Source organism: Micromonospora chersina, from assembly GCF_900091475.1.
GTDB classification, from domain to species: domain Bacteria; phylum Actinomycetota; class Actinomycetes; order Mycobacteriales; family Micromonosporaceae; genus Micromonospora; species Micromonospora chersina.
In genome coordinates this window covers 2,256,812-2,281,628 of sequence record NZ_FMIB01000002.1, presented here as the reverse complement: position 1 = coordinate 2,281,628, position 24,817 = coordinate 2,256,812, and the positions used below count along the sequence as shown (strand labels likewise).

Annotated in this window: 7 protein-coding genes; all 7 read right to left on the bottom strand. The window is 76.4% G+C overall.

Annotated elements, in window-relative coordinates:
- Positions 1–2 precede the first annotated feature (2 nt).
- Positions 3–728: a DUF1223 domain-containing protein gene (locus GA0070603_RS10340; RefSeq protein WP_091310880.1), complete on the bottom strand. Its 726-nt coding sequence runs from the start codon at positions 726–728 to the stop codon at positions 3–5.
- A gap of 85 nt (positions 729–813) precedes the next feature.
- A complete protein-coding gene (locus tag GA0070603_RS10335; RefSeq protein WP_091310876.1) occupies positions 814–1,986 on the bottom strand; it encodes a trans-sulfuration enzyme family protein in 1,173 nt (390 codons plus the stop codon).
- Positions 1,983–7,265, bottom strand: a complete 5,283-nt coding sequence (locus GA0070603_RS10330; protein ID WP_091310873.1) for a non-ribosomal peptide synthetase — start codon at positions 7,263–7,265, stop codon at positions 1,983–1,985. Before GA0070603_RS10330 ends, GA0070603_RS10335 begins: the two co-directional genes overlap by 4 nt.
- The gene (locus tag GA0070603_RS10325; protein WP_091310870.1) at positions 7,262–8,278 is read right to left on the bottom strand and encodes a TauD/TfdA family dioxygenase; all 1,017 of its coding nucleotides are present in this window, start codon (positions 8,276–8,278) and stop codon (positions 7,262–7,264) included. The genes GA0070603_RS10330 and GA0070603_RS10325 overlap by 4 nt, the downstream gene beginning before the upstream one ends.
- The gene (locus GA0070603_RS10320) at positions 8,275–9,330 is read right to left on the bottom strand and encodes a TauD/TfdA family dioxygenase (RefSeq protein WP_091310866.1); all 1,056 of its coding nucleotides are present in this window, start codon (positions 9,328–9,330) and stop codon (positions 8,275–8,277) included. The genes GA0070603_RS10325 and GA0070603_RS10320 overlap by 4 nt, the downstream gene beginning before the upstream one ends.
- Positions 9,323–12,781 (bottom strand): non-ribosomal peptide synthetase, encoded by a 3,459-nt coding sequence (locus tag GA0070603_RS10315; RefSeq protein ID WP_091310863.1) that lies wholly within the window; start codon positions 12,779–12,781, stop codon positions 9,323–9,325. Before GA0070603_RS10315 ends, GA0070603_RS10320 begins: the two co-directional genes overlap by 8 nt.
- The gene (locus GA0070603_RS10310; protein ID WP_091310859.1) at positions 12,778–24,612 is read right to left on the bottom strand and encodes a hybrid non-ribosomal peptide synthetase/type I polyketide synthase; all 11,835 of its coding nucleotides are present in this window, start codon (positions 24,610–24,612) and stop codon (positions 12,778–12,780) included. Before GA0070603_RS10310 ends, GA0070603_RS10315 begins: the two co-directional genes overlap by 4 nt.
- Positions 24,613–24,817: the final 205 nt, after the last annotated feature.

Sequence of the window (24,817 nt, the reverse complement as noted above, 5' to 3'; positions counted from 1 at the left end):
TCTCAGCCGGACAGGTCGACGGCCGCGGCGCCCACCACGGCCCGTTCGCCCTCCTCCTGCACGTAGCCGACCACCGACGCCTGCCGGGGATCCAGGTCGGGCGGCACCGTGAGGTCCACCCGCCCCTCGTCGGCGTCGATGGCGTCGAGGCCCACCGAGGTGAAGGCCCGCACCACGTTGTCCTGCCGCAGCCGGCGCCCCGCGTTCTCGCCCCGGGGGACGTCGTTCTCCAGGCCGCGTTCCACGACGGCCACGTGCAACATGCCCCGCGCCGGCGGATGTTGCGCCCGGTAGTTCACCGTCACGTGCCCACCGCCCGCGTCACCCACCGACAGGGCGAGCGGCGTGACGGCCGGCGCCGACAGCGCGGAGGAGATGGCGTCGGCCGCCCGCCGCCGGTCGGAGCCGACGAACTCGGCGGTCCCGTTGACGACCATCTGCGGCGTGTAGAGGTGCCCGGTGCCGAAGGCCCGCGCGTACGCCTCCTGCCGCGCCGTGTACGCGGCGGCGGCGTACGGGTCGGGCCAGCCCAGGTGGTCCCAGTAGTCGACGTGGAAGCCGAGGGCGAACACCGGCTCGCCCCGCTTCCGGGCGTCCCGCTCGATCTCGGTCAGCACCTCCTCGGCGGGCGGGCAGCTCTCGCAGCCCTGCGAGGTGAACATCTCCACGACGGCGAAGCCGCCGTCGCCCGCCTGCGGCGGCGATCCCGTGGGCGAGAGGTCCGTCATGGCTCGGCTCCTGCCTCCGTCGGTCCTGCTGGCGGCACTCCGATTCCCGCTGCGGCCGGGACCATGCGCCGACGGCCCCCGCGCGTCAGGCCGGCGCCGCGTCCAGCGCCGCCAGGAAGTCGTCGACCAGGTCGGCGGTGTCCTCGATGCCGGTGGAGACGCGGACCAGGCCGTCCCCGATGCCGGCGGCGGCCAGCTGCGCCGCGTCCACGATCCCCGCCCACATCGACCGGGGATGCACCACAAGGGTGCTGACGCTGCCCAGGCTGGCCGCCCGCTTGGCCAGCTTCAGCCCGGCCAGCAGCGCGGCGGCCCCGGCCCGGCCGGCCGTGAGTTCCACGCCCAGCACCCCGCCGAAGCCGGTCATCTGCCGGCGCGCGAGGGCGTGCTGGGGGTGCGAGGGCAGCCCCGGGTAGCGGACCCGGGCGACCGCCGGATGCCGCTCCAGGGCACGGGCCAGGGCCAGGGCGTTGGCGTTGTGCCGCTCCACCCGCAGCGGCAGCGTGCGGATGCCGCGCAGCAGCAGCCAGGCGTCCACCGGGCCGAGCGTGCTGCCCGTGACGATCGCCGTCTGCCACACCCGCTCGACGAGCCCGGCGGGACCGACGACCACCCCGGCCGACACGTCGGAGTGGCCGCCGAGGAACTTGGTGCCGCTGTGCCAGACCAGGTCCGCGCCGGCGCTCAGCGGACGCTGGTTGACCGGCGTGGCGAAGGTGTTGTCGACCACCACGAGCGCGCCCGCCGCGTGGGCCGACGCGACCACGGCCGCCAGGTCGGTCAGCTCCAGCAGCGGGTTGCTCGGCGTCTCCACCAGCACCAGGCGGGTCTCCGGGCGCAGCGCCCGCTCGAACGCCCCGGTGTCGGTCTGGTCGACCTGGGTGCAGGCGACCCCGAAGCGGGGCAGCAGGCCGGTGGCGAGCGAGGTGGTGCCGCCGTACGTGCTGCGCTGCACCACCACGTGGTCGCCGGCCGAGAGCAGGGCCAGGGCGAGAGTGCTGATCGCGCCCATGCCCGAGGCGGTCACCAGGCCCGTCTCCGCGCCCTCCAGCCCGGCCACCACGGCGGCCACCTGAGCGTGGTTGGGGTTGCCGTAGCGGGTGTAGAAGGCGCTGCCCCGGGGCTCGGTGGCGATCTCGGTGAACCGCTCGTCGGACTCGGCGCTGAAGGTCGCGCTCTGCACGATCGGCGGCGCCACCGCCCCACCGGGGACCAGGCCGTCGTCGCCGTGCACGGCGGCCGTGCCGAAGCCGGTCACGGGCGCGCCACCCGGTCCACCAGGGCGCCGTAGCTGCCCAGCGCCGCGAACTCGGGCAGCGTCAGGTCGCTGCCGTGGCGCTGCCGCAGCACGGTGACCAGCCGCAGGGCGCGCAGCGAGTCCCCGCCGGCGGCCAGGAAGTCGGTCGCCGGATCGCGCGGCGCGGCCCCGAGCACCTCCTGCCAGGCCCCCGCCACCCGGGCCGCCCACTCGCTGCGCGCGTCGCCGCCGGCCGCCGGCCCGGGGGTGGCGACGGGCGGCAGCGGCGCGGTCGGGTCGGCGGCCAGCAGCCGGCGGAAGCCGTCGGCGAGGGCGTCCACCCGCTCCGCGGGGACGTGCCGGTGGTCGTACTGGACGGTGAGCGCGAGCCGGCCGGTGTCCACGGCCAGTTCGGCGTCGACGGCGAGGCTGAACGCCACGTCGACGGTGATGCCCCGGCTGTCCACGATGCGGCTGCCGCCGCCGGCCGGGTCATTCGGGAAGTGGGTCCAGTTGAAGAAGTGGTCGAAGCGGGGGCCGGCCCCGCCGGCGCGGACGATCTCGGCCAGCGGCAAGCGGTGGTGCCCCATCAGCTCCCGCTCGACCCGCCACACCTCGGCGGCCAACTCTGCCGGGGACCGGGTGCCCAGCGTGACGCTCACGGGCACGGTGTTGAGGAACAGCCCGAGGGTGGCGTCGCTGCCCTCGCCCTCCGGCCGGCCGCCGACCACCAGGCCGCTGACCACGTCGTCCCGCCCGGCGAGTTCGCCGACCAGCCGCAGGTGCGCGGCGAGCAGCCAGGACTTGACCGGCACCCCGGCGGCCCGGGCCGCCTCGGTCACCCGGTCGGTCGTGTCGGCCCGCAGCGGCACCCGCTGGGTGGTGGTGGTCCGTGGCTGGGCCCCGCCGAGCAGGAGCGGCGGCACGGCTCCGGCGCCGTCCAGCCAGAACCGGCGGGTGGCCGGGTCGGCCAGGGCTTCCCGCTCGGCCGCCACGTACTCGCGGAACGGCAGGCCGGGGTCGACCGGGTGGGCCCGGCCGGCCCGCTCCCCGTCGTACGCGGCGAGCAGGTCGGTGAGGAAGCGGTGCAGGCTCCAGCCGTCGAGGATGCCGTGGTACTCGGCGACGATAAGGGTGAACGCGTCGGCGTCCTCCCGGACGGCGTGCAGCCGCAGCAGCGGCGGGCGGGCCCAGTCGAAGGGGCGTACCCGTTCCTGGGCGACGAGCTCGTCGATCCGCTCCCGGCGGGCCTGCGGGTCGGCGGCGGCCAGGTCGGTCACCGGCACCTCGACCGGCGCCTCCGCGTGGACGAGCTGCAACGGCTCGGAGTACGCGCCCAGCGCGAACCCGGTCCGCAGCACCGGATGGGCGGCCACCAGCCCGGCCAGCGCGCGGCGCAGCGCACCCGCGTCCAGCGGCGCGGCGACCCGGTGCGCCGTGACGTTGTGGTACATGGCCGGGTCCCCGGTCAGCTCGCCGTGGTAGACCATGCCCTGCTGGAGGGCGGTCATCGGGTACGCGTCGGCGAGCCCGTCCGGCAGCCGCTCCCGGTCGGCGTCGGCCACCAGGGCGAACCGCCCGGTCCCGGTCGCGGCGGGCCGGGTTTCCACGCCGTCGACGGTGAGCTGCCCGTGCTCGACCAGCTCCCGGATCGTCTGGTACGTGAAGATGTCGTTGAGCTGGAAGGACAGCCCGCGCTTCTGCGCCGCCACCTGCATCTGGATGCTCCGGATGGAGTCGCCGCCGAGGGCGAAGAAGCTGTCCGTCACCCCGAAGTCGGCCACTCCGAGCACCTCGCGCCACGCCTCGACCAGGATCTCCTCGGCGCGGTTGGCCGGTGTCACCGCCGTGCCGGCGCCCGGCCGGTCGAGCCGGGGTGCCGGCAGCGCCGCCCGGTCGAGCTTGCCGTTGCGGGTCAGCGGCAGCTCGTCGAGGAGCACCACGGCGGCCGGGAGCAGGTGGGCGGGCAGCCGCTCGGCGAGCCAGCCGGCCAGCCGCTCCGGCAGCGGGCCGGCCGCCGGCGCGGCCGGTGCGGCCACCGCCGGGCGGGGGTCGGCGGCGTACCCGGGGCGTACGGCGTGCAGGGTGTGCCGGTCGGTGCCGGCGAGCAGGTCGTCCTGGCGGGTGACCACGGTGAAGCCGCGGGCCTCGAGGAACGCGACAAGCTCGGCCAGCCGGCCGGCCGTCTCGGTGCCGGGCGCGTCGTGCACCTCCATGGCGACCTGCGCGACGAGCGGCCAGTGCCGGTCGTCGACGCCGGCCAGCACGTCCGCCTCGGCCCGCTGCACGTCGATCTTCAGCAGGTCGACCCGCTCCGGGGCGAGCTCGTCCAGGACGGCCGAGAGCGGCCGGACCGGCACGGTGAGCCGCCGGCCGGCGAAGCGTTCGGCGAGCAGTTCGTCGACCCGGTCGAGCAGGACGTCCCGCTCGTCCGCGCCGGCGTCCCGCTCGTTGGCCAGGTACCGCTTGATGACCGCCACCTCGGCGTCCGGGTCGGCGTACGCGGCGTGGCCGGACATCATCGAGTAGCCCGGGTAGTAGGTGAAGGACACCTCCCCGGCCGCCCGGGACAGCCCGAACCCGTGCACCGTGGCCGGCACGCCGAACTCCGCGACGTTGCGCCGCAGCAGGTCGACCACCGACGGCACCGGCTCGAACGCGTGGATGGTGGCGTCCGGGCAGACGCTGTGGACGAACAGCGAGAACATGCCGATGTTCGCGCCCACGTCGAGCACCGTCGCCCCGGGCCGCAGCACGATGCCGTCGCGCAGGTAGACCTGCTGGACGAAGATCTCGTCGTACAGGTAGCGGGTCTCGTGCGGGTTCACCCCCGCGATCCGGTCCACGTCGACGGTCGCGGCGGGCCGGCCGGGCCGGACGTAGGCGACGAGCCGGTCGCCGTACCCGTCGTCGTCGCGGGCGACCACGGCGGCGTCGGCGACCTCGGGGTGGCCGCGCAGAACGGCGGCGACCTCGCCCGGCTCCACCCGGAAACCGTGGATCTTCACCTGGTCGTCCAGCCGGCCCAGGTAGCGCAGCCGCCGGTCGGCGTCGAAGCGGACCCGGTCGCCGGTCCGGTAGACCCGTTCCGTGCCACCGGAGGGGAGGGTCACCGCCACGAAGCGCCGCGCCGTGGTCTCCGGGTCGCCCAGGTAGCCGTCGGCGAGCTGCGGGCCGCTGACGCAGAGTTCCCCGGCCACGCCCGGCGGCACGGGCCGCAGCCGCTCGTCGAGCACCCGGACCGCGACGCCGGGCAGCGGCCGGCCGATGGTCGGCGGGTCACCGGCGCGGATCTCCGCGGCCGTGGTGTCCACCGTGCACTCGGTGGGACCGTACAGGTTGACGGCGCGGACGCCGGGCAGCGCCGCCACCGTCTCCCACAGGTCCGGCCCGACGGCCTCGCCGCCGAGCAGCAGCAGGCCGGGCAGCCGGGTGTCCCCGGCGCCGGCGAGCAGGATGCGCAGCTGGGAAGGGGTCAGGTCGAGCACGTCCACGTCGTGGTCGGCCAGCGCGGCGGCGAGCGCCACCCCGTCCCGGCGGACCTCCTCGGGCACCAGGTAGAGGGAGCGGCCGTGGCCGAGCTGCACGAGCTGCTTCACCGAGGCGTCGAAGGTGAGCGGGGCGTTCACCGCGACCCGCAGCCCCGGGCGGCTGCCCGCGTACACGGTCTGCTCCAACGCCGCGGCGAGGTGCGCGGCGGCGCCCTGCGACACCCGCACGGCCCGCGGCGTGCCGGTGGAACCCGAGGTGAAGATGACGTACGCGGGGTCGGCCGGGGCGGGCGCGGCCGGCGGCGGCCCGCCGGCCGCCACCAGGTCGGCCACGGTGACGGTGGCCGGGCCGCCGGCGCCGACCACGACCTCCGCGCCGACCGCGCGGAGCTGGGCGGCGAGGCGCGGCGCCGGGGCGTCCGGGTCCAGCGGCACGAACACCGCGCCGGCCCGCAGCACGCCGAGGAAGGCCACGACAGTGTCCCGGGACCGCGCGGCCAGCACCCCGACCGGGGCGCCGGCCAGGCCGCGCGCCGCGAGGGCGCCGGCCACCCGCGCGGCCCGCTCCCGCAGCTCACCGGCGGTGTACGCGCCGTCCGCCGCGACCACCGCCGGGGCCTCCTGGTCCATTCCGGCCAGGCCCGCGTCGAGCAGGTCCACGAGGGTACGCACCGGCGCCGCCGACGGGGTTCCGGCCGCGTCGGCCAGCCAGCCGGCCTCCCCGTCCCCGAGCACGGCGAGCGCCGCGTCCCCGGCGAGCGCGGCCGGCAGGGTGCGCAGGATCGCCAGCAGCGAGTCGAGCAGCCACTGCCCGCCGATCACCCGCAGGGTGACCAGGTCGCCGTCGGTCAGCGCCGTGAGCTGCGGACCGGCGGTGGCCGGCGGGTCGGCGACCGTCGCCGTGGCGCCGCCGAAGCCGGCCACGGTGGCCGGGTCCACGGTGGGCAGCAGCGCGAAGCCGGCTACCGCCCCGGACTGCTCGTCCACCGGGTCGACCAGGTGGAACGTCTCGTCGGCGGCGACCTCCGCGGCACGGACCCCGGCCAGCAGGTCGGCGGGGGCGTCCGGCAGCGGCAGGGCCAGCCGCAGCGGGCCGTAGCCGCCCAGCGGGCCCACCACCTCGGCGGTGCCGTCGGCCTGCCGGCCGTCGCTCCACCGGGCCAGCACCAGGTCCGCCTCGTCGGTCCCGTCGGGCGCCTCGGCGCGGCGGGACACCGCGAGGGCCCAGGCGGCGAGCAGCACGGTTGCCGGCTCGACGTCCGCGGCCCGGGCGGCGTCGGCCAGCGTGGCGGCGGGCACCGTCGCGGTGACCACGGCGGTCGGGTCGTCCCCGTGCGGGGTGACCAGCCGTGCGGGCGGCGCGCCGGGCTCCGCCTTCGGGGCCTGCTCCCGCTCCTCCCACTGCCACTCGGCCACGTCGAGGAACTGCAACGCCTCCGGGTCCTCCGGCAGCGCCTCGCCGGCGTACGCCCGGGCCAGGTCGGCGAGGACCAGGCGCAGGCTGGCCGGGTCGGCGATGAGCGGGGTGGCGGCCACCTCCAGCGCGTCGTCGGTGAGCGTGACCGACAGGTCGCCCTGCGCGCCGACCGTCACGGCCCGGGCGTCGTCCACGTCCTGCAGCGGCACCCGCAGCCCGGGGTGGTGCACCAGGGTCAGCCGCAGCGCCTCGTGCCGGGCCACCACCGTGTCGACGGCGGCCTGCAACCGCGCCCGGTCCAGCGGCCGGTCGAGCCGCACCCGCGCCCGGACCAGGTCCTGCTTCCCGGACCAGGCCAGGCGCTGGACCGGCGAGAGACGGTATCCGTTCACAGCACACTCCGGTTGACGTAGAGGTCGGACATGGCGACCAGGATCTGCCGGTCGCCGCTGAAGGGTTCCCGGCCGTGGGTGGCCAGGAAGTTGTCCACCACCAGCACGTCGCCGCGCTGCCAGGGCACCGAGACGGCGTGCCGCCGGTACAGCTCGCGGATGCCGGTGACCACCTCGTCGGGGATCGGCTTGCCGTCGCCGTAGTAGGCGTTGCGGGGCAGCCCCTCCGGGCCGTACTCGCGCAGCAGCGCGCCGGCCACCTCGGTCGGCATGTTCGACACGTGGAACAGGTGGGCGTGGTTGAACCACACCGTCTCCCCGGTACGCGGGTGCGTGGCGACCGCCTGCCGCCGGGCGCGGGTGCGCAGCCCGTCCCCGCCCAGCCAGGTGAACTCGGTCGCCGAGGCGGCGCAGTACGCCTCCACCTCCGCCCGGTCCGTGGTCTGGAACGCCTCCTGCCAGGGCAGGTCCAGGTGCGGGCCGTAGTTGCGCACGTAGCTGACGCCGGCGCGGAGGAACCGCTCCCGCACGTCGGCGGGGATCAGCGGGGTGATGACCCGCTCGCTGGCCAGCGGGGTGGCCCCGCCGCTGCCGGTGGCCGGCTGCGCGCACCAGAAGTAGAGGTGGGTGGGCCAGTTGTGCGAGTACGACATCTCGTGGTGCAGCGGGATCCACTGCTCGGCGTTGAACTCGGTGGAGGTGAACACCCGGTCGGCGACCTCGTGCCGGGGTGCGGCCCGCTCCAGGTAGCCGAGCAGGTCCGGGCTGACCGCCCGGGCCGCCTGGCTGAAGTCGTCGGGGGTGCGCACCTCGAAGCCGCGGAAGAACACCGCGCCGTGGCGGTCCAGGTCGGCCATCAGCTCGTCGCGGCGCCCGGCGAGCCAGCCCGCCAGGTCGAGGTCGGGCACGGCGGCCTCGACGAGCAGCACGAACTCCTCGTCCACGAGCACCCGCCGGGTCACCGGCGAGCTGACCGTGCCGGTGGCCCGCCGTCGCGGCCCCGGCCCGCTCATGCCCGGCCTCCCGTCGCACCGAGCGACTCGGTCAGCTCCGGCGCGGCGACCGGGTCGGACATCGCGGTGAGGATCCGGCGGGGCGGGGTGAACGGCTCCCGGGCGTGCGCGGCGAGCATGTTCTCCACCAGCAGCACGTCGCCGCGCCGCCAGGCGAAGGAGCGGGTCTCCGCCGCGTACGCGGCGCGCAGCTCGGCCAGCACCTCGTCGGGGATGGGCGTGCCGTCGCCGTACGCGGTCTGGTAGGGCAGGTCCTCCTCCCCGAGGGCGGCCCGCAGGCCGGTGCTGACGTCGTCGGGCAGGGAGGTGACGTGGAAGAACAGCGCGTGGTTGAACCACGTCCGCTCCCCGGTGACCGGGTGGCGGCGCACCGCCGGGCGCACCTGCCGGGTACGCAACTGCCGGTCGCCCACCCACTCCACGTCGATCAGGGCCCGGGCGCAGTACGCCTCGACGTCCTCGCGCCGCCCGGTCTGGAACGCGGTCTGCCAGGAGAGGCTGATGCCGGGCAGGTAGTTGCGCCGGTAGAGCACCCCGCGCCGCTCGAACCCGGCGACGGTCTCCGGGCGGAGCCGGGCCAGCACCCGGCGGCTGTCGGCGAGGGGCGTACGCCCGCCGGCGCCCGGCTCGACCTCGCAGTGGAAGACGATGCGCAACGGCCAGTTCACCGTGTACGACTGCTCGTTGTGCAGCACGATCGGCTGGTCCGCGGGGTGTTCCGTGGAGGTGTACACCCCCTCGGTGACCTGGCTGCGCGGTGAGGAGCGTTCGCCGTAGGAGAGGACGTCATCGGATAGGGCCGCCATCACGGTGCGGAAGTCGTCGGCGCCGGCCACGGCGAAGCCGCGGAACAGCACCGCGCCGGCGCGGCGGGCCAGGTCGTCGACCTCGTCGCGGTGGCCGGCCAGCCAGCCGGCCAGGTCGACGTCGGGCACGTTTGCCCGCACGAGCGCCGGCAGCGGGCCACCGGGCCAGTCCGGTCGGACGTCCACCAGGTTCCGCTCGCGGCCGCGACGGGGGATGGTCCGCGCGACCCGGTTCTGCTCACTCATCTCTCTCACTCCCAGCGGTGTCGGCGCAGTCGGCGAGACTGCGCCGGGGGTCGGCGGCGGCGGTACGCAGCACCGCGCAGAACCGGCGGTGCCACGCGGCCACCCCGTCGTGGTCGAACAGGTCGGTGCGCCAGGTCCAGAGCGCCGCCGGCCCGTCCCGCCGCTCGTCGAGCCAGAGGGTCAGGTCGAGGCGGGCGGTGTCCGGGGTCAGTTCCACGCCGGTGAACTCGATCCCGGCCGCGCCGCGGTGCCGGGCCGGCGGGGCGTTCTGCACCCCGAAGGCCACCTGGACGAGCGGGTTGCGCCGGGGCCGGCGGGTCGGCCGCAGCCGCTCCACCAGCAGGTCGAAGGGGACGTCCTGGTGGGCGGCGGCGAACAGGGTGACCCGGCGGGCCTCGGCGAGCAGGTCGGCGAAGCTCCGGTCGGGGGCCGGGCGCAGCCGGAGCGGCAGCGTGTTGACGTGGCAGCCGACGCTCTGCTCGGCGGCGACGCTGGTCCGGCCGGCGAAGGCGACGCCGACGAGCAGGTCGCGCCGGCCGGTGGCGGCGCCGAGCACTGTGGCGAACGCGGCCAGTCCCACCATGTGCAGGCTGACCCGCTCGGCCCGGGCCAGCTCCCGCGCCGCGCAGGCGGTGGCGGCGTCGAGGGTCGTCCGCAGCGCGGCGCCCGACGCTTGGGGATCGCGCGCGTCCAGTGCGGTGCGTCGTACGGCGCTGGACGTCGAGCCGTCGCCGGCGTTCGGTGTCGTCGGCGGGGCGGCGTGGAGCGGGCCGTGGGTGAGGTGTGGGTTCGGCCCGGTCGGTGCGGCGGCCGTAGCGACCCAGGCTCGCCGAGGTGGGGCGGCGGGCAGGTCGAGCAGGTCGGGGGCGCCGCGCAGCTCGTCCAGCACGTCGGCCGCCGCCCGCCGTCCCGTCGGCCCGGCCAGCCAGTCCCGCTGGGAACGGGCGAACGCCGCCGGACCGACCGCCGGCTGCTCGGGCGCCGTCGCGAGGTCGCCCTCGCGGTCGTATGCCTGGGCCAGGTCCCGCACGAGCACGCCGAACGACCAGTCGTCGAAGACGATGTGGTGCACGACCAGCAGCAGCGCGAGCGCGCGGCCGGCGCCGTCCGGCACGAGGCGGACGCGGAGCAGCGGGCCCGCCGCCAGGTCCACAGGCACCCGGGTGGCCTCGGCGGCGAGCCGGCGCAGCTGTGCGTCGGTCGGCGTGCCCGCGCCGGGTCGCGTCCCCGGGTCGAGCGGCGTGCCCGGGGCGAGCGGCACGACGACCGGCGTCGCGTCGGCGGTGGGTTGGACGTGCTGCACCGGCCCGTCCGGCCCGTCGGGGAAGACCGTGCGCAGGGCCGGGTGCCGGTCGACCACCCGGCGCAGCGCCCGGGCCAGCCGGTCGGCGTCCAGCGGCGCGGCGAACCGGACCGCGAAGGCCAGCAGGTAGGAGGTGTCGGCCGGGTCGAGCCGGTGCAGGAACCACAGCCTGGCCTGCGCCGCGGAGAGCGGGGCGGGACCGGCCGGCGCCGGACCGGCCCCGCCCCCGCAGGGCCGGTTTCGGGAGAGATCTTGGAAGCGATCGGCCCGTCCCGGGGCGCTTTCCTTCCAAGATCTCTCCGCGGCCGGTACGGCGGCCGGCTCCGGGTCGCCGTCCGGTCCGTCGAGGTCGGCGGCTGCGGTGATGGCGGCCGGGTCCGGGGCCAGCCCGTCGAGGCGGGCGGCCAGCGCGGCGACGGTGGGGTGGGCGAAGAGGTCGCCCGGCCCGACGGGCCGGCCGGTGGCGGCGGCCAGCCGGGTGGCGCAGCGGACGGCCAGCAGGGAGTCGCCGCCGAGGGCGAGGAAGTCGCTGTCCGCGCCGGTGACCGGCACCCCGAGCAGCTCCCGCCAGACGGCGGCCACCGTGCCGGCGGTGCCGTCGAGCGCCGCGCCGGTCCCGGTGCCGTCGCCGAGGGTGGGCGCGGGCAGCGCGCCCCGGTCCACCTTGCCGTTGGGCAGGGTGGGCAGCCGGTCCAGCCACACCAGGGTGGCGGGGACCAGTGGCGCGGGCAGCACCTCGGCCAGCCGGGCCCGCACGTCGTCGCGCCGTTCGCCCACCAGATAGCCGACCAGCAGCGGGTCTCCGCTCGGGCCCGGCCGCACGGCGGCGGTGGCCTCGCGTACGCCGGGGAGGGCGGCCAGGCGGGCGGCCACCTCGCCCAGTTCGATCCGGTAGCCCCGCAGCTTCACCTGGTCGTCGAGCCGGCCCAGGTAGGCGAGCTGCCCGTCCGGCCGCAGCCGCACCCGGTCGCCGGTGCGGTACATCCGCTCGCCGGGCCGGAACGGGTCGGGCAGGAACCGGGCGCGGGTCTCGTCCGGCCGGTCGAGGTAGCCCCGGGCCAGGCCCGCCCCGGCCAGGTGCAACTCGCCGGGCTCGCCGGGCGGGACGGGCTGCCCGTCCGGGTCGAGGACGTACGCGCGGGTCCGCGGCAGCGGCCGGCCGATCGGCGGGTCGCCGCTGTCCGGCGGCACCTCGGCCCAGGTGGAGTAGGTGGTGTCCTCCGACGGGCCGTAGAGGTTGCAGAGCCGGCGTACGTGCGGCCGGGACCAGACCCGGGCGGCGAGCGCGGCGGTCAGCGGCTCGCCGGCCAGGCAGACGGTGCGCACGCTGGCTGGCAGGGCCGACGCGGTGAGCAGTTCCCCCATGGCGGAGGGCACCGTGTTGACCAGGGTGACGGGCAGCCGGTCGGCCCCCGGTGCGGCGAGGGCCAGCACGTCGTCGACGAGCAGTACCCGGCCGCCCCAGCAGAGCGGGCCGAAGATCTCGAAGACGGACAGGTCGAAGCAGACCGAGGTGGCGGCGAGCAGGCCGCCCAGTTCACCGTCGTCGAAGGTCTGCCGCACCCAGTGCATGAGCACCGACGCCGAGCGGTGCTCGATGGCCACGCCCTTGGGCCGCCCGGTCGAGCCGGAGGTGTAGATGACGTACGCCAGATCCTCGGGAGTGGACGGCGCCGCCGGGTCGGTCGCGTCCTCGACCGGGTCGAGCCGGTCGACCGCGACCGCGGTGTCGGGGAACCGGCCGGCCAGGTCGGCGCGGGTCAGCACCAGTCGCACCCCGGAGTCGGCGGCCATGAACGCCACCCGGGCCGGCGGGTACGCGGGGTCCAGCGGCACGTAGGCGGCGCCGGCCCTGAGCACGGCGAGCAGGGCGACCACCAGCTCGGGCGTCCGCGGCAGGCAGACGCCGACCCGGTCCTCCCGGGTCACGCCGCGGTGCAGCAGCACCCGGGCGAGCCGGTTCGCCGCCTCGTCGAGCTGCCGGTAGGAGAGCGTCCGGTCGCCGTGCCGGACGGCCTCCGCCTCCGGGGTGCGGGCGGCCTGCGCGGCCACCATCCGGTGCAGGCAGTCCACGGCGGGCACGTCGCCGGACGGGCGCCGGCCGGCGGTGCGGCGGGTCGGGCCGGCGGGGCGGGCGGGGGCGCTCACCGGCGTGCCCCTCCGCTCCGGTGCAGGGCGAGCTGCCGGTCGGCCTCCTCCTGGAGGCGGTCCTTGTCGGCGAGGATGACGCTGCCCGGATCGTTGTCCGGCAGTTCGTCCTCGACGTCGCGGATCGGCCGGTACGCGATGCCGGCGGCGGCCAGCGCGAGCGCGCAGAGCCCGGCCGTGATCGCGGCGAGGGCCATGCCGCGCCCCGGCCCGGTGCCGACGACGCCGGCCAGCGGCCCGCCGGGGGCGGCCAGCGGGGCGAAGACGTGCTCGGCGAGCGGGCCGGCGGTGAGGAAGCCGGCCGGCACCATGAGCCAGGACAGCATCTGGCCCATGGACAGCACCCGGCCCTGGAGTTCGAGGCCCACCTTGGCCTGCACGATGGCCAGCCAGTGGGTGTTCACCAGCGCGGTGGCCAGGCCCATCCCGAACAGGCCGAGCGCCGGGAACAGCGGGCTCGGGCGCAGGCCGACGGTGAGCAGCGAGACGCCCAGCAGCAGGACGCTGGCCAGGATCCCCGTGGTACGCCGGGCCGTGCCGCCCCAGACGCCCATGAGCACCGAGCCGACAAGCATGCCGACGCCGCTGGCGGCGAGCACCCGGCCGAGCACCGCCGGGTCGCCGAAGGACAGGGTCAGCGGCGTGACCAGGACCTCCACCATGGCGAAGAAGTAGTTCAGCGACGCGACGAGCACCACGAGGGCGACCAGGCCGTGCCGGCGCACGATGAACCGCCAGCCGCCCAGGACCTCCCGCCGGAACGGCTCCTCCCGCCGGACGAACAGGGTGTCCGGGAAGCGGACCGACAGGGTGACGAGCACCGCGAAGGCGAAGGTGAGCAGGTCGATGACGACGATGCCGCGCAGGCCGACCGCGATCACCAGCGCGCCGCCGACAAGCGGCGCCAGCACCGTGCTCGTCGCCGTGCCGAGGGCGACGATGCCGTTGGCGCGCCCGTAGTACCGCTTGGGCACCAGTTGCGTGACGGCCGCCAGGTAGGCGGGTTGCTGGAAGGCGGTCGCCACCGCGGTGACGGTGATCGCGGTGAACACGTGCCAGAGCTGGAGCTGGCCGAGCCAGAGCAGCAGGGCGAGGCTCACCGTGCCGGTGGCGGCCAGGCAGTCCGCGAAGATCATCAGGCGTCTTCGGTCCCACCGGTCGGCGAGCGCGCCGGCGACGGGGGAGAGGACCACGGCGGGCAGCAGCGCCAGCACGGTGGCCGTGGCGAACAGCGACACCGACCCGGTGCGCTGGTAGACCCAGAGGCCCATGCCGAAGCCGGTCAGCCCGCTGCCGATGAGCGAGACGAGCTGGCCGATCGCGACCAGGTAGAACACGGCCAGGCTCGGCATGGCCCGGCGCGCGGCGGCAGGCGCCTCGCGCCTCGGCGCAGGGGCGGGTTCGGGCTCGGGGCGGGCGGGCTCGGCAGGTCGCGCCGCCGTCGAGGGGTCGCAGTGCGCCAGGATGACGCGGGCCAGCTCGGCGGGCTGGTGCTTGGCGAAGTAGTGGCCGGCGCCCTCGATGACCTCCAGCGAGACCCGGTCGGCGAAGAACTCCCACTCCAGGTACCGCTCCTGGTACAACTCCGTTGCGCGGTCGCCGCTGCCGACGATGCTGACGAGCGGCGCGGCCAGCTTCCGGGGCAGGCCCTCGGCGTAGACGTCGGTGTAGTAGTCCTCGCCCTTCGCCGAGTCGGCCAGGACCACGCGCATCACGAAGTCCTTCTCGTCGGCGTCGAAGACCTCGGTGAAGAAGCCCATGGCGCGCAGCGCCTCCAGCGTCCGCCGCTTCGACGTCCAGCGTTCCACCGGGAACCACCGGCGCAGCCAGCCGAACAACCGGCCGGGCAGTCGCGGCGCGGGGAAGTGCGCGCCGATGGCCACGCCGGTCACCTCGACGCCGGCCGCCTCCAGCCGGCGGGCCAGCTCGACCGCCTCGGCGCCGCCCACGCAGTGCCCGTACACCGCCACGGGGCCGGTGATCCCGTCGACCACCTCGGCCACGCAGCGGTCCACCAGCTCGTCCAGGCCGAGCAGGGGTTCGTCCGGGCGGTTCACGTCGTGGCCGGGGCGCTCCAGGGCGTACAGCGAGACGCCCGGCGGGAGGGCGTCGGCGAGAGGCTGGAAGGTGATCGCGCTGCCGCCGCCGAACGGTACGCAGACCAGGGTCAGGGTCGTGGGCGTGTCCGGCCGGGCCGGGGTCAGCTCGTGCAGCAGGCGCCCGACCGAGCCGCCGGTCGTCGCCAGGTGGTCGGTCAACCCCCGGATCGTCGGGTGGCGGAACAGGTCGAGGACGCTGATCGCCGGCTCGCTGCCGGCGAGCGCCTTGATGGCCTTGAAGGAGTCGCCGCCGAGGTCGAAGAAGTCGTCGTCGATGCCGACGCTGTCGTACCCGAGCACCGCCGCCCACCGTTCGGCGAGGGCCCGGCGCAGCGGGGTGTCCGGCGGGGTCGCGCCGACGGCGGCGCCGCCGCGCCGGGGTGCGGGCAGGGCCGCGCGGTCGACCTTGCGGTTGGCGTTGAGCGGCATCCGGTCGAGCACCACGAACGCGGACGGCACCATGTAGTCCGGCAGCCAGGTGCGGGCGAAGGCCCGCCACGGCGCCGGGTCGGCGTCGAAGTCGGCGGTGATCTCCGGCCCCTCCGGTCCGGCGTCGCCACCGGTCCCGGCAAGCGTCAGGTACGCCACTATCGACTTCTCGTCGCCGTCCTCGCGGACCACGACGGCGGCGTCGCGGACCGACCCGTGGCGGCGCAGCACCGCCTCGATCTCGCCGAGTTCGATGCGGAACCCGCGCACCTTGACCTGGGAGTCGGCGCGGCCGGCGAACTCGATGCGGCCGTCGGCGAGGCGCCGGCCGAGGTCGCCGGTGCGGTACAGCCGGCCGCCGCCGTCCGGGTCCGGCACGAACCGCTGCGCGGTCAGCGCCGCGTCGCCGTGGTAGTCGCGGGCCAGCCCGGCGCCGCCGAGGTACAGCTCGCCCAGCACCCCGACCGGGACGGGGGACAGTTGCGCGTCGAGCACGTGGACGCGCATGTTGCCGATGGGGCGGCCGACGGTGAGGTGGGTGAAGCCGGGCTCGATCCGGTCCATGGTGGACCACACGGCCGCCTCGGTCGGGCCGTAGAGGTTCCACAGCGCGTCCACCCGCTCGGCGAGTTGCCGGGCCAGCGGGGCGGACACCGCCTCGCCGCCGCACACGGCGGTCAGGCCCGGTGTCCCGGTCCAGCCGGACTCGACGAGCAGCCGCCACGTCGCCGGGGTGCCCTGGGCCAGGGTGACCCGCTCGGTGGCCAGCAGGTCGGCCAGCCGGGGCGCGTCGTAGGCGACGTCGCGGCCCACCAGCAGCATCCGGGCGCCGACCACCAGGGGCAGGAACAGTTCCGGCACCGACATGTCGAAGGCGAAGCTCGCCATCGCGAGCATGGTCCCGTCGCCGGTGAGGCCCGGCCGCTCGCGCATGGTGGCGAGGGTGTTCACCACGGCCCCGTGGGTCACCCGGACGCCCTTGGGGCGGCCCGTCGAGCCGGAGGTGTAGATGACGTACGCGAGGTCGTCCGGCCCGGCCGACGGCTCGGGGTCGGTCTCCGGCTCCCCGTCCAGGGCCGCGCCGCCCCGCACCACCTCGCCGGCGAAGTCGGCGAACCGGTCGGCCAGGTCCGCCGCGGTGACCAGGACCCGGGCGGCGCTGTGCGCCAGCACGTACCGCTGCCGCTCGGCCGGGTAGTCGGGATCCACGGGCACGTACGCGCCGCCGGCCTTGAGCACGCCGAGCAGGGTGACCGGCAGCTCCTCGGAGCGGTGCAGGCAGACGGCGACCGTGACGTCGGGGCCGACGCCGGCGCGGCGGAGCCGGTGCGCGAGCCGGTTGGCCCGGACGTTCAACTCGGCGTAGCGGAGCGTGGTGGCGCCGAAGGTGACGGCGGGCCGGTCGGGGCGCGTCGCGACCTGCTGCGCGATCAGGTCGACCAGGGTGGGCCGGCCCGGCACCGCCCAGCCCGGCTCGGCGGCGGTGTCGTTCCACCCGGCCATCCGGTCCCGCTCCGCGGGGGTGAGCACGGCCAGGTCCGCCAGCCGGACGCCGGGGTCCGCGACGGCCGCGGCGAGCAGCGTCTCCAGGTGCCCCATCATCCGCTCGGCGGTCTCCGCGTCGAACAGCGCCGTGTTGTACTCCAGCCGGAACCGCAGCCCTTCGTCGACCTCGTACGCGTACAGGGCCAGGTCCTGCTGGGCGATGCCCGGCTCGACGGCGAACGGGACGATCCGCAGCCCCTCCGTGCCCAGGTCCCGCTGCTCGGGCACGTTGAGCAGGTTGAACATCACCTGGAACAGCGGGTTGCGGCTGAGGTCCCGGGGTGCGTCGACGAGGTCCACGAGCCGCTCGAACGGCACCTCCTGGTGGTCGTACGCGCCCAGCGCCGTGCGCCGCACCTCGCCGAGCAGTTCCGCGAAGGTCCAGTCGCCGTCCAGCACGGTGCGCAGCGGCAGCATGTTGACGAAGAAGCCGACCATCGGCTCGAGTTCGGCGCGGACCCGCCCGGCGACCGGCGTGCCGACGCAGATGTCGCGCTGGCCGGTGTAGCGCCAGAGCAGGGCCTTCAGCGCGGCCAGCACGGTCATGGCGAGGGTGGCGCCGCGGGCCTGGCTGAACCGGCGCAGCTCGTCGGCGGCCGCCGGCGGCAGGACCCGGGTGCTGACGGCGCCGTCGAAGGTCTGCACCGGCGGCCGGGGTCGGTCGGTGGGCACCTCCAGCACGCTCGCGACCCCGTCGAGCTGCCGGCGCCACCAGCGCAGGTCGTCGCTGTCCGGGTCGGCCAGCCGGCCGCGCTGCCAGCGCGCGTAGTCGCCGTACTGGACGGCCAGGTCGGGCAGCGGCGCGGGTCGGCCCTCACGGGCGGCGTCGTACCGGGTGGCGAGTTCCCCGGCGATGAGGCCGAGGGACCACCCGTCGGAGACGTTGTGGTGCATGGTCAGCGAGAGCACGTGCCGGTCCTCGGCGACCCGCAGCAGCAGGGCCCGGAACAGCGGCCCGGTGGCCAGGTCGAACGGGCGCCGGACGTCGGCGGCGAGGGCCGCGTGCACCCAGCCGGGCAGCGCGTCAGCGACCGCCGGCTCCACGATGGTCCGCGGCGCCACCGCCGGGCCGTCCGCGCCGGCCGGCGCGGTGAGGACCGGCAGGTCGACCGGGCCGGCCGGCCGCACCTCCTGGACCGGGTCGCCGTCGGGACCGAGCGGGAACACGGTACGCAGCGACTCGTGCCGCCGGACCAGCCCGGCCAGGGCCTCGCGCAGCGCGCCGACGTCGAGGGCGCCGTCCAGCAGCAGCGCCGTGCTGACGGTGTACGCGTTCTGCGCGTACGCCTGGTCGAGGAACCAGAGCCGGTGCTGGCCGGACGAGAGCGGCGCGGGTCCGGTGTCGGGGTCGGCGCGGGGGATGGCGGGCTCGGCCGCCGGTGCGGGGGCCGGCTCGACAGCGGCGGGCGCGGCGGGTGCGGGTGCGGTGGCCGGCAGCGCGGCGGCGAGGCCGGCGACGGTCGGCTGCGCGAAGACCGTCTCCAGCGGGAGCGCCACGCCGAGCCGGGACCGCAGCCGGACCACGACCTGGGTGGCGAGCAGCGAGTGCCCGCCCAGCTCGAAGAAGTTGTCGTGCGCGCCGATCGGCCGGATGCCGAGCAGCTCGGCCCAGATCTCCGCCACGCACTCCTGGGCGGGGCTGCCCGGGGCGACGTAGGCCGTGCTCAGGGCCGGCCGGTTGCCGGTGTCGACGGGCTCGGGGGCGGCCGGCGCCTCCGGTGCGGCGGGCGCGGCGACGGCCGCCGGGCCGGCCTTCGGTGCGGCGTCCACCCAGTAGCGGTGCCGCTCGAACGGGTAGCCGGGCAGGGCCGGCCGGGGGCGCCCGTTGCCGTGGAACCGGGTCCAGTCGACAGGCGCACCGGCCAGCCAGAGCCGGCCGGCGGCGTCGAGCAGCGTGGCGAGGTCGTCGACGTCGGCGCGCGGGTGCCGCATGGCCGCCACGGCCTGACCCGGGGCCAGGCCGGCCAGCCGGGCCAGGCCGCCGAGGGCGTGCCCGGGACCGACCTCCACGAGGACCGCGTCCTGCTCGGCCAGGAGCGCGGCCGGGTCGGCGAACCGGACCGGCTCGCGCATGTGCCGCACCCAGTACGCCGGGTCGGTGACCTGCCCCGGGACGACCGGGCCGCCGGTCAGGTTGCTCAGGTAGGGGCGCTCGGGCTCGTGGTACGTGACCCGGCCGGCGTGCGCGGCGAACTCGTCGAGCACCGGGTCGAGCAGGGCGGAGTGGTAGCCGCGGACGACCCGCAGCGGCCGGCAGTCGACGCCCTCGCCGGTCAGTCGCTCCCGCAGCGCCCCGATCGAGTCCGGATCGCCGGAGAGAACGCACAGCTCCGGGGCATTGACGGCGGCCAGCGACACCCGCTCGTCCAGCAGCCCGGCCACCGCCGTCTCGGGCAGGCCCACGGCGAGCATCGCCCCGGCCGGGGTCCGCCCGACCAGTGCGCCCCGGGCGCAGACCAGGCGCAGCGCGTCGGCCGGCGAGAAGACCCGGGCCAGGCAGGCGGCCACGTACTCGCCGAGGCTGTGCCCCACCATCAGGTCCGGGGTCACGCCCCGGGCGAGCAGCGACCGGGCGAGGGCGTACTCGGTGACGAAGAGCGCGGGCTGCACCAGCCGGGGCTCCGCGAGCAGCCGCTCGGCCTCCGCGTGCCCGTCGGGCGCGGGACAGAGCAGGGTACGCAGGTCGAGCCCCAGGTCGTCGCGGACCAGCTCGGCGCACTCGTCCACCACGGCCCGGTAGGTCGGCTCCGCGCGGTAGAGGCCGGCGCCCATCGCCACGTGCTGGGCGCCGTGCCCGGGGAACGCGAACACCAGCGGTCGCCGGCCGCCGGGGTGGGCGGCGGTGAACTGGCGCTGCGGCGCGTCGAGGGCGGCGAGCGCGTCGGCCCGGTCCGCCACGACGAGGAACCGCCGGTGGGGCATCGACTGGCGCCGGCCCAGGCCGGCCGCGACGTCCCCGAGCTGCACCTCGGGCCGCGCGTCGAGCCAGTCGCGGAGCTGGCGCGTCTGCTGCTCCAGCGATGCGGCGGTACGGGCCGACACGACCAGCAGGTGCGGTCCGGTGGCCGGCGGTGCCGTCGGCCGGTCCGGCGTGGCCGGCGGCTCCTCCAGCACCACGTGCGCGTTGGTCCCGCCCATCCCGAACGAGCTGACCCCGGCCCGGCGCGGGCCGTCGGCGGTCCACGGGCGGGCGCTGTCGTTGAGGTAGAACGGGCTGCCCGCGAAGTCGATGGCCGGGTTGGGCCGGCTCACGTTGATGGTCGGCGGCAACGTGCGGCGGTGCAGCGCCAGCACCGTCTTGATGAGACCGGCCACCCCGGCGGCGGCGTCGGTGTGCCCGATGTTGGCCTTCACCGAGCCGAGGGCGCAGAAGCCGCGGTCGCCGGTGCCGCGCCGGAACGCCTCGGTGAGCGCGGCCACCTCGATGGGGTCGCCGAGGCTGGTGCCCGTCCCGTGCGCCTCCACGTAGCCCACCGAGCGGGGGTCCACGCCGGCCGTGGCCAGCGCGCTGCTGACCACCTCGACCTGACCCGCGACGCCCGGGGCCGTGTAGCCGGTGCGGCGTGCCCCGTCGTTGTTGACGGCGGAACCGCGGATCACCGCGTAGACGGTGTCGCCGTCCGCGACCGCGTCCTCCAGCCGCTTGAGCGCCACGATGCCGACGCCGCTGGACTCGATGCTGCCGCGCGCGTCCGCGCTGAACGGTCGGCAGTGCCCGTCGGGGGAGTAGATCCCGCCGTCGTGGTAGAGGTAGCCGCGCCGCTGCGCCGGGAAGATGCTGACCCCGCCGGCCAGGACCAGGTCGGACTCGCCGGTCAGCAGGCTCTGCCGGCCGAGGTGCACGGCCACCAGCGAGGTCGAGCAGGCGGTGGCGACGGTGACCGCGGGGCCGGTGAGGTCGAGCTTGTAGGCGACCCGGCTGAGCAGGAAGTCCTTGTCGTTGCCGATCGAGAGCTGGTGCTCGCCGAGGGAGCCGGTCAGCTCGGGGTGGCCGCTCAGGTGGTCGAGCAGGTAGCTGCTGCGGCCCGACCCGGCGAACAGGCCGATCCGGCCGGGATACCGGGACGGGTCGTGGCCGGCGTGCTCCAGGGCGTGCCACGCGCACTCCAGCAGCAGCCGGTGCTGCGGGTCCAGGGTCTGCGCCTCGCGGGGCGTGATCCCGAAGAAGGCCGCGTCGAACTCGTCGATGCCGGGCAGCCAGGTGCCGGCCCGGACGTACGCCGGGTCGTCGAGCCGGGCGGGGTCGGCGCCGTCGGCGAGCATCTCCTCGACGCTGAACTCCCGGACCGACTCCACCCCGGAGCGGATGTTGTGCCAGTACTCGTCGACGGTCCGCGCTCCCGGGAAGCGGCAGGCCATGCCGACGACGGCGATCAGGCCGCCCGGCTGGCCGGTGCCGTCGTGAGCGCCGGCGCGGGGCCGGGCGGTCGGGGCCGGCGCGGCGGCGGGCGGGGCCGACCCGGTGGTGGCGGTGGTGAGGAACGTGGCCAGGGCGTCGACAGTGGGGTGGCGGAACAGGTCGGTGACGGTGACCACGTCGCCGAGCCGGTCGCGCAGCCGTTCGAGGACGGCCAGCAGCCGCATCGAGTGGCCGCCGAGGTCGAAGAAGTTGTCCCGTACGCCCACCCCGTCGACGCCCAGCACCTCGCGCCACACGTCCACGACCAGGCGTTCCAGGCGTACCCGGGTGGCGTCCCACCGGGCCGGAGCGGGCGTCGTGACCGGCGCCTCTGGTGCGGGCGCGGGCCGCTGCCGCGGCACGTCGGCCGCGCGTCCGGGGGCGGGCAGCGCGGCGTCGTCGACCTTCCCGTTGCCGGTCAGCGGCAGCGCGTCCAGCCGGACGAAGGCGGCGGGGACCAGATAGGACGGGAGGTCGGCGGCGAGCGCCGACCGCAGGGCGGCGAGGTCGGTCTCCGCCCCGCCCGCCAGGTAGGCGACGAGTCGCGGGTCGTCGGGGTCGTCCCGGCGCAGCCGCACCGCCACGTCGGCGTCCGGCAGGCGGCGCCGGACGGCCGCCTCGACCTCGCCGGGTTCCACCCGGTAGCCGCGCAGCTTGACCTGGTGGTCGGTGCGCCCCAGGTATTCGAGGTGCCCGTCGGGGCGCAGCCGGACGAGGTCGCCGGTGCGGTACAGCCGCGCGCCGGGGACGCCCGAGAACGGGTCCGGCACGAACCGCTCGGCCGTCAACGCCGGCTGGCCCAGGTAGCCGCGCGCCACGCCGGCCCCGCCCACGTACAGCTCGCCGACCACGCCCGCCGGGACGGGGTTCTGCCACCCGTCCAGCACGTACAGCCGGGTGTTGGCGATCGGCCGTCCGATCGGGACGGAACCGTCGGCCGGTGCGCTCGCGTCGACCTCGTAGGCGGCGCAGCCGACCACGGTCTCCGTCGGCCCGTACTCGTTGACCAGGGCGGTGCCGGGCGCGTGGGCCCGCCACGGCGCGACCTGGTCGGCGCGCAGGTTCTCGCCGCCGATCACGAAGCAGCGGGTGCGGCCGGCCAGCTCGGCGGGGCGGAGCTGGTGGCGGACCAGGTCGAGCTGGGCCGGGGTGATCTTGACGAGGCCGAACGGGGTCCGCTGCGCGCGCAGCGCCTCGCCCAGCGCCTCGGGGCCGAGATGTTCCCCGAGCATCCGCACCGTGGCCCCGCTGACCAGCGGCACCAGCAGGCTCGTGACGGTCAGGTCGAACCCGACCGACGAGTGCAGGGGCACGGTGTCGCCGGGCCGCAGGCGGTAGGCCTGGGCCGCCCAGCGCACGTAGTTGCACACGCCCCGGTGGGTCACCATGACGCCCTTGGGGCGGCCCGTGGAGCCGGAGGTGTGGATGACGTACGCCAGGTCGTCCGCCGACGGCTGCGGGCGGCGGCGGGCGCGCCGCCGCGGTCCGCCACCCCGGGTCGGTTCGGCGGCCGGGACCGGCGCGTCCGCGCCGGGCACCAGCAGCGCCGTGCCGTCGGGCGCCAGGTGGGCCAGCTCGGCGCAGGTGAGCACGACCGGCGCGGCGGTGTCCGCGATCAGGTACCGCAGCCGGGCCGGCGGGTTGGCCGGATCCAGGGGTACGTAGGCCGCGCCGGTCCGCAGCACGGCGAGCACCGCCACGGCGAACGGGACCGCGCGCGGCAGGAGCACCCCCACGAGGCTGCCGATGCCGACGCCCCGCCCGCGCAGCGTCTCCGCCAGCGCCTCGGCCCGCAGGTGCAGCTCGTGGTAGCTCAGCGCGGTGTCGCCGTCGGTCACCGCCACGCCGGCCGGGGTCTCCCGCGCCTGCCGCTCGATCAGCAGGTGGACCAGGTCGTCCGGCTCGGCGGGGGTGGCGGTGCGGTTCCACTCGCCGACGAGCTGCCGGTGCTCGTCGGGGGCGAGCATCGCGGCCGAGCCGACCGGTGCGCCCGGCTCGGCCACCAGCGACCGCAGCAGCGTCTGGAAGTGCCCGGCGAGACGGGCCATCGCGTCGGGGTCGAACAGGTCGGTGCGGTACTCCAGCGCGGTCCGCAGGCCGCCGGCGTTCTCCCGGACCGAGACGGTGAGGTCGAACTTGGCCGTGTCGACGGGCACCTCGACCGGGGCGACCTCCAGGTCGTCCAGGCGCGGGGGCGCCGCCTCGCGGCCGTACACGAACATCACCTGGAACAGCGGGGTGAAGCCGGGCCGGCGGGCCGGGCGCAGCGCCTCGACCACCGTCGTGAAGGGCAGCTCCTCCCGGCTCAGGCCCGCCAGGGCGGCGGCCCGTACCCGCCCGAGCAGCGTCTCGAACGACGGGTTGTCGTCCAGCCGGGCCCGGACCGCGACGGTGTTCAGCAGCAGCCCGACGAGCCGCTGCGTGTCGGGCCGCCGCCGGTTGGCCACCGGCGTGCCCACCACGATGTCGCGCTGCCCCGTCCAGCGGGCCAGCAGCACGTGCAGCGTGGCCAGCATGACCATGTACGGCGAGACCCGCATCCGGTGGCACAGCGCCGCCAGCGCCTCGGCGGGGACGTCCAGCGGCACCGACACTGTGGCCCCCGCGCTGGACGGCACGTCGGGGCGGGGGCCGCGGGTGGGCAGTTCCAGCACGGCGGGCGCGCCCGCCAGCTCCGCCCGCCACTTGTCGAGCTGAGCCGCCGCCTCCGGACCGTCGAGCCAGGCCCGCTGCCGGAGCGCGTGGTCGCCGTAGTCGACGTCCACCGGGTCGAGGTCCGCCGGCCGCCCCGCGCGGTGTGCGGCGTAGAGCCGTTCCCACTCGTCGTGCAGGATGCCGAGCGACCACTCGTCGACAGCGACGTGGTGGAAGGTCAGCAGGAGGACGTGCTCCTCGGGCGCGCAGCGCAGCAGGAGGGCGCGCAGCACCGGGCCGCGTTCCAGGTCGACGGGGGTGCCCGCCTCGGTGTGCATCCGGGCCCGCAGCTCCTGGTCGCGCTGCCAGGTGGGCAGCCCGCTCAGGTCGTGCACCCGCAGGAGGCCCGGGCGCGGCTCGTGGACCACCTGGACCAGCCGCGCGGCGTCGAGCGATCCGGCCGGCCCGTCCGGGGCCAGGGTGGTACGCAGGGCGGTGTGCCGGGCCACCAGCCCGTCGAGCGCCGCCGACAGGGCCGCCACGTCCAGCGGGCCGTGCAGCCGGTACGCCAGCGGCACCAGGTAGCCGGCCGACCCGGGGTCGAGGCGGCTGAGCTGCCACATCTGGTGTTGCGCGGCCGAGGCCGGAGCCGACGCGGCGCCTCCCGGACCGTCCCCGAGCGGTGTGTCCGGCGCCGACCGCCGGGACCTCAGGACGTCGGTCATGGCGTCCGCCTCCTCTGCTCCCGCGCCGGCCCGGGGAGCGCCGCCCACGCGCCGCCCCGGCCCACCAGTTGCTCGTGATCGGGTACCGGACACCTGTCGTCGGCGGATCGGATCCGCGGGCCGGGAATTGCCGGCGGCGGCCTCGTGATCAGCTCATTCATGCGACAGGTGTAGATCCCTCGATAGGAATTGCCTGTCCACATGA

Bases quoted from the DNA above. Each gene is read 5' to 3' on its own strand.
- GA0070603_RS10340 (WP_091310880.1), bottom strand. From the start codon at position 728: ATGACGGACCTCTCGCCCACGGGATCGCCGCCGCAGGCGGGCGACGGC.
- GA0070603_RS10325 (WP_091310870.1), bottom strand. From the start codon at position 8,278: ATGAGCGGGCCGGGGCCGCGACGGCGGGCCACCGGCACGGTCAGCTCG.
- GA0070603_RS10320 (WP_091310866.1), bottom strand. From the start codon at position 9,330: ATGAGTGAGCAGAACCGGGTCGCGCGGACCATCCCCCGTCGCGGCCGC.
- GA0070603_RS10310 (WP_091310859.1), bottom strand. From the start codon at position 24,612: ATGACCGACGTCCTGAGGTCCCGGCGGTCGGCGCCGGACACACCGCTC.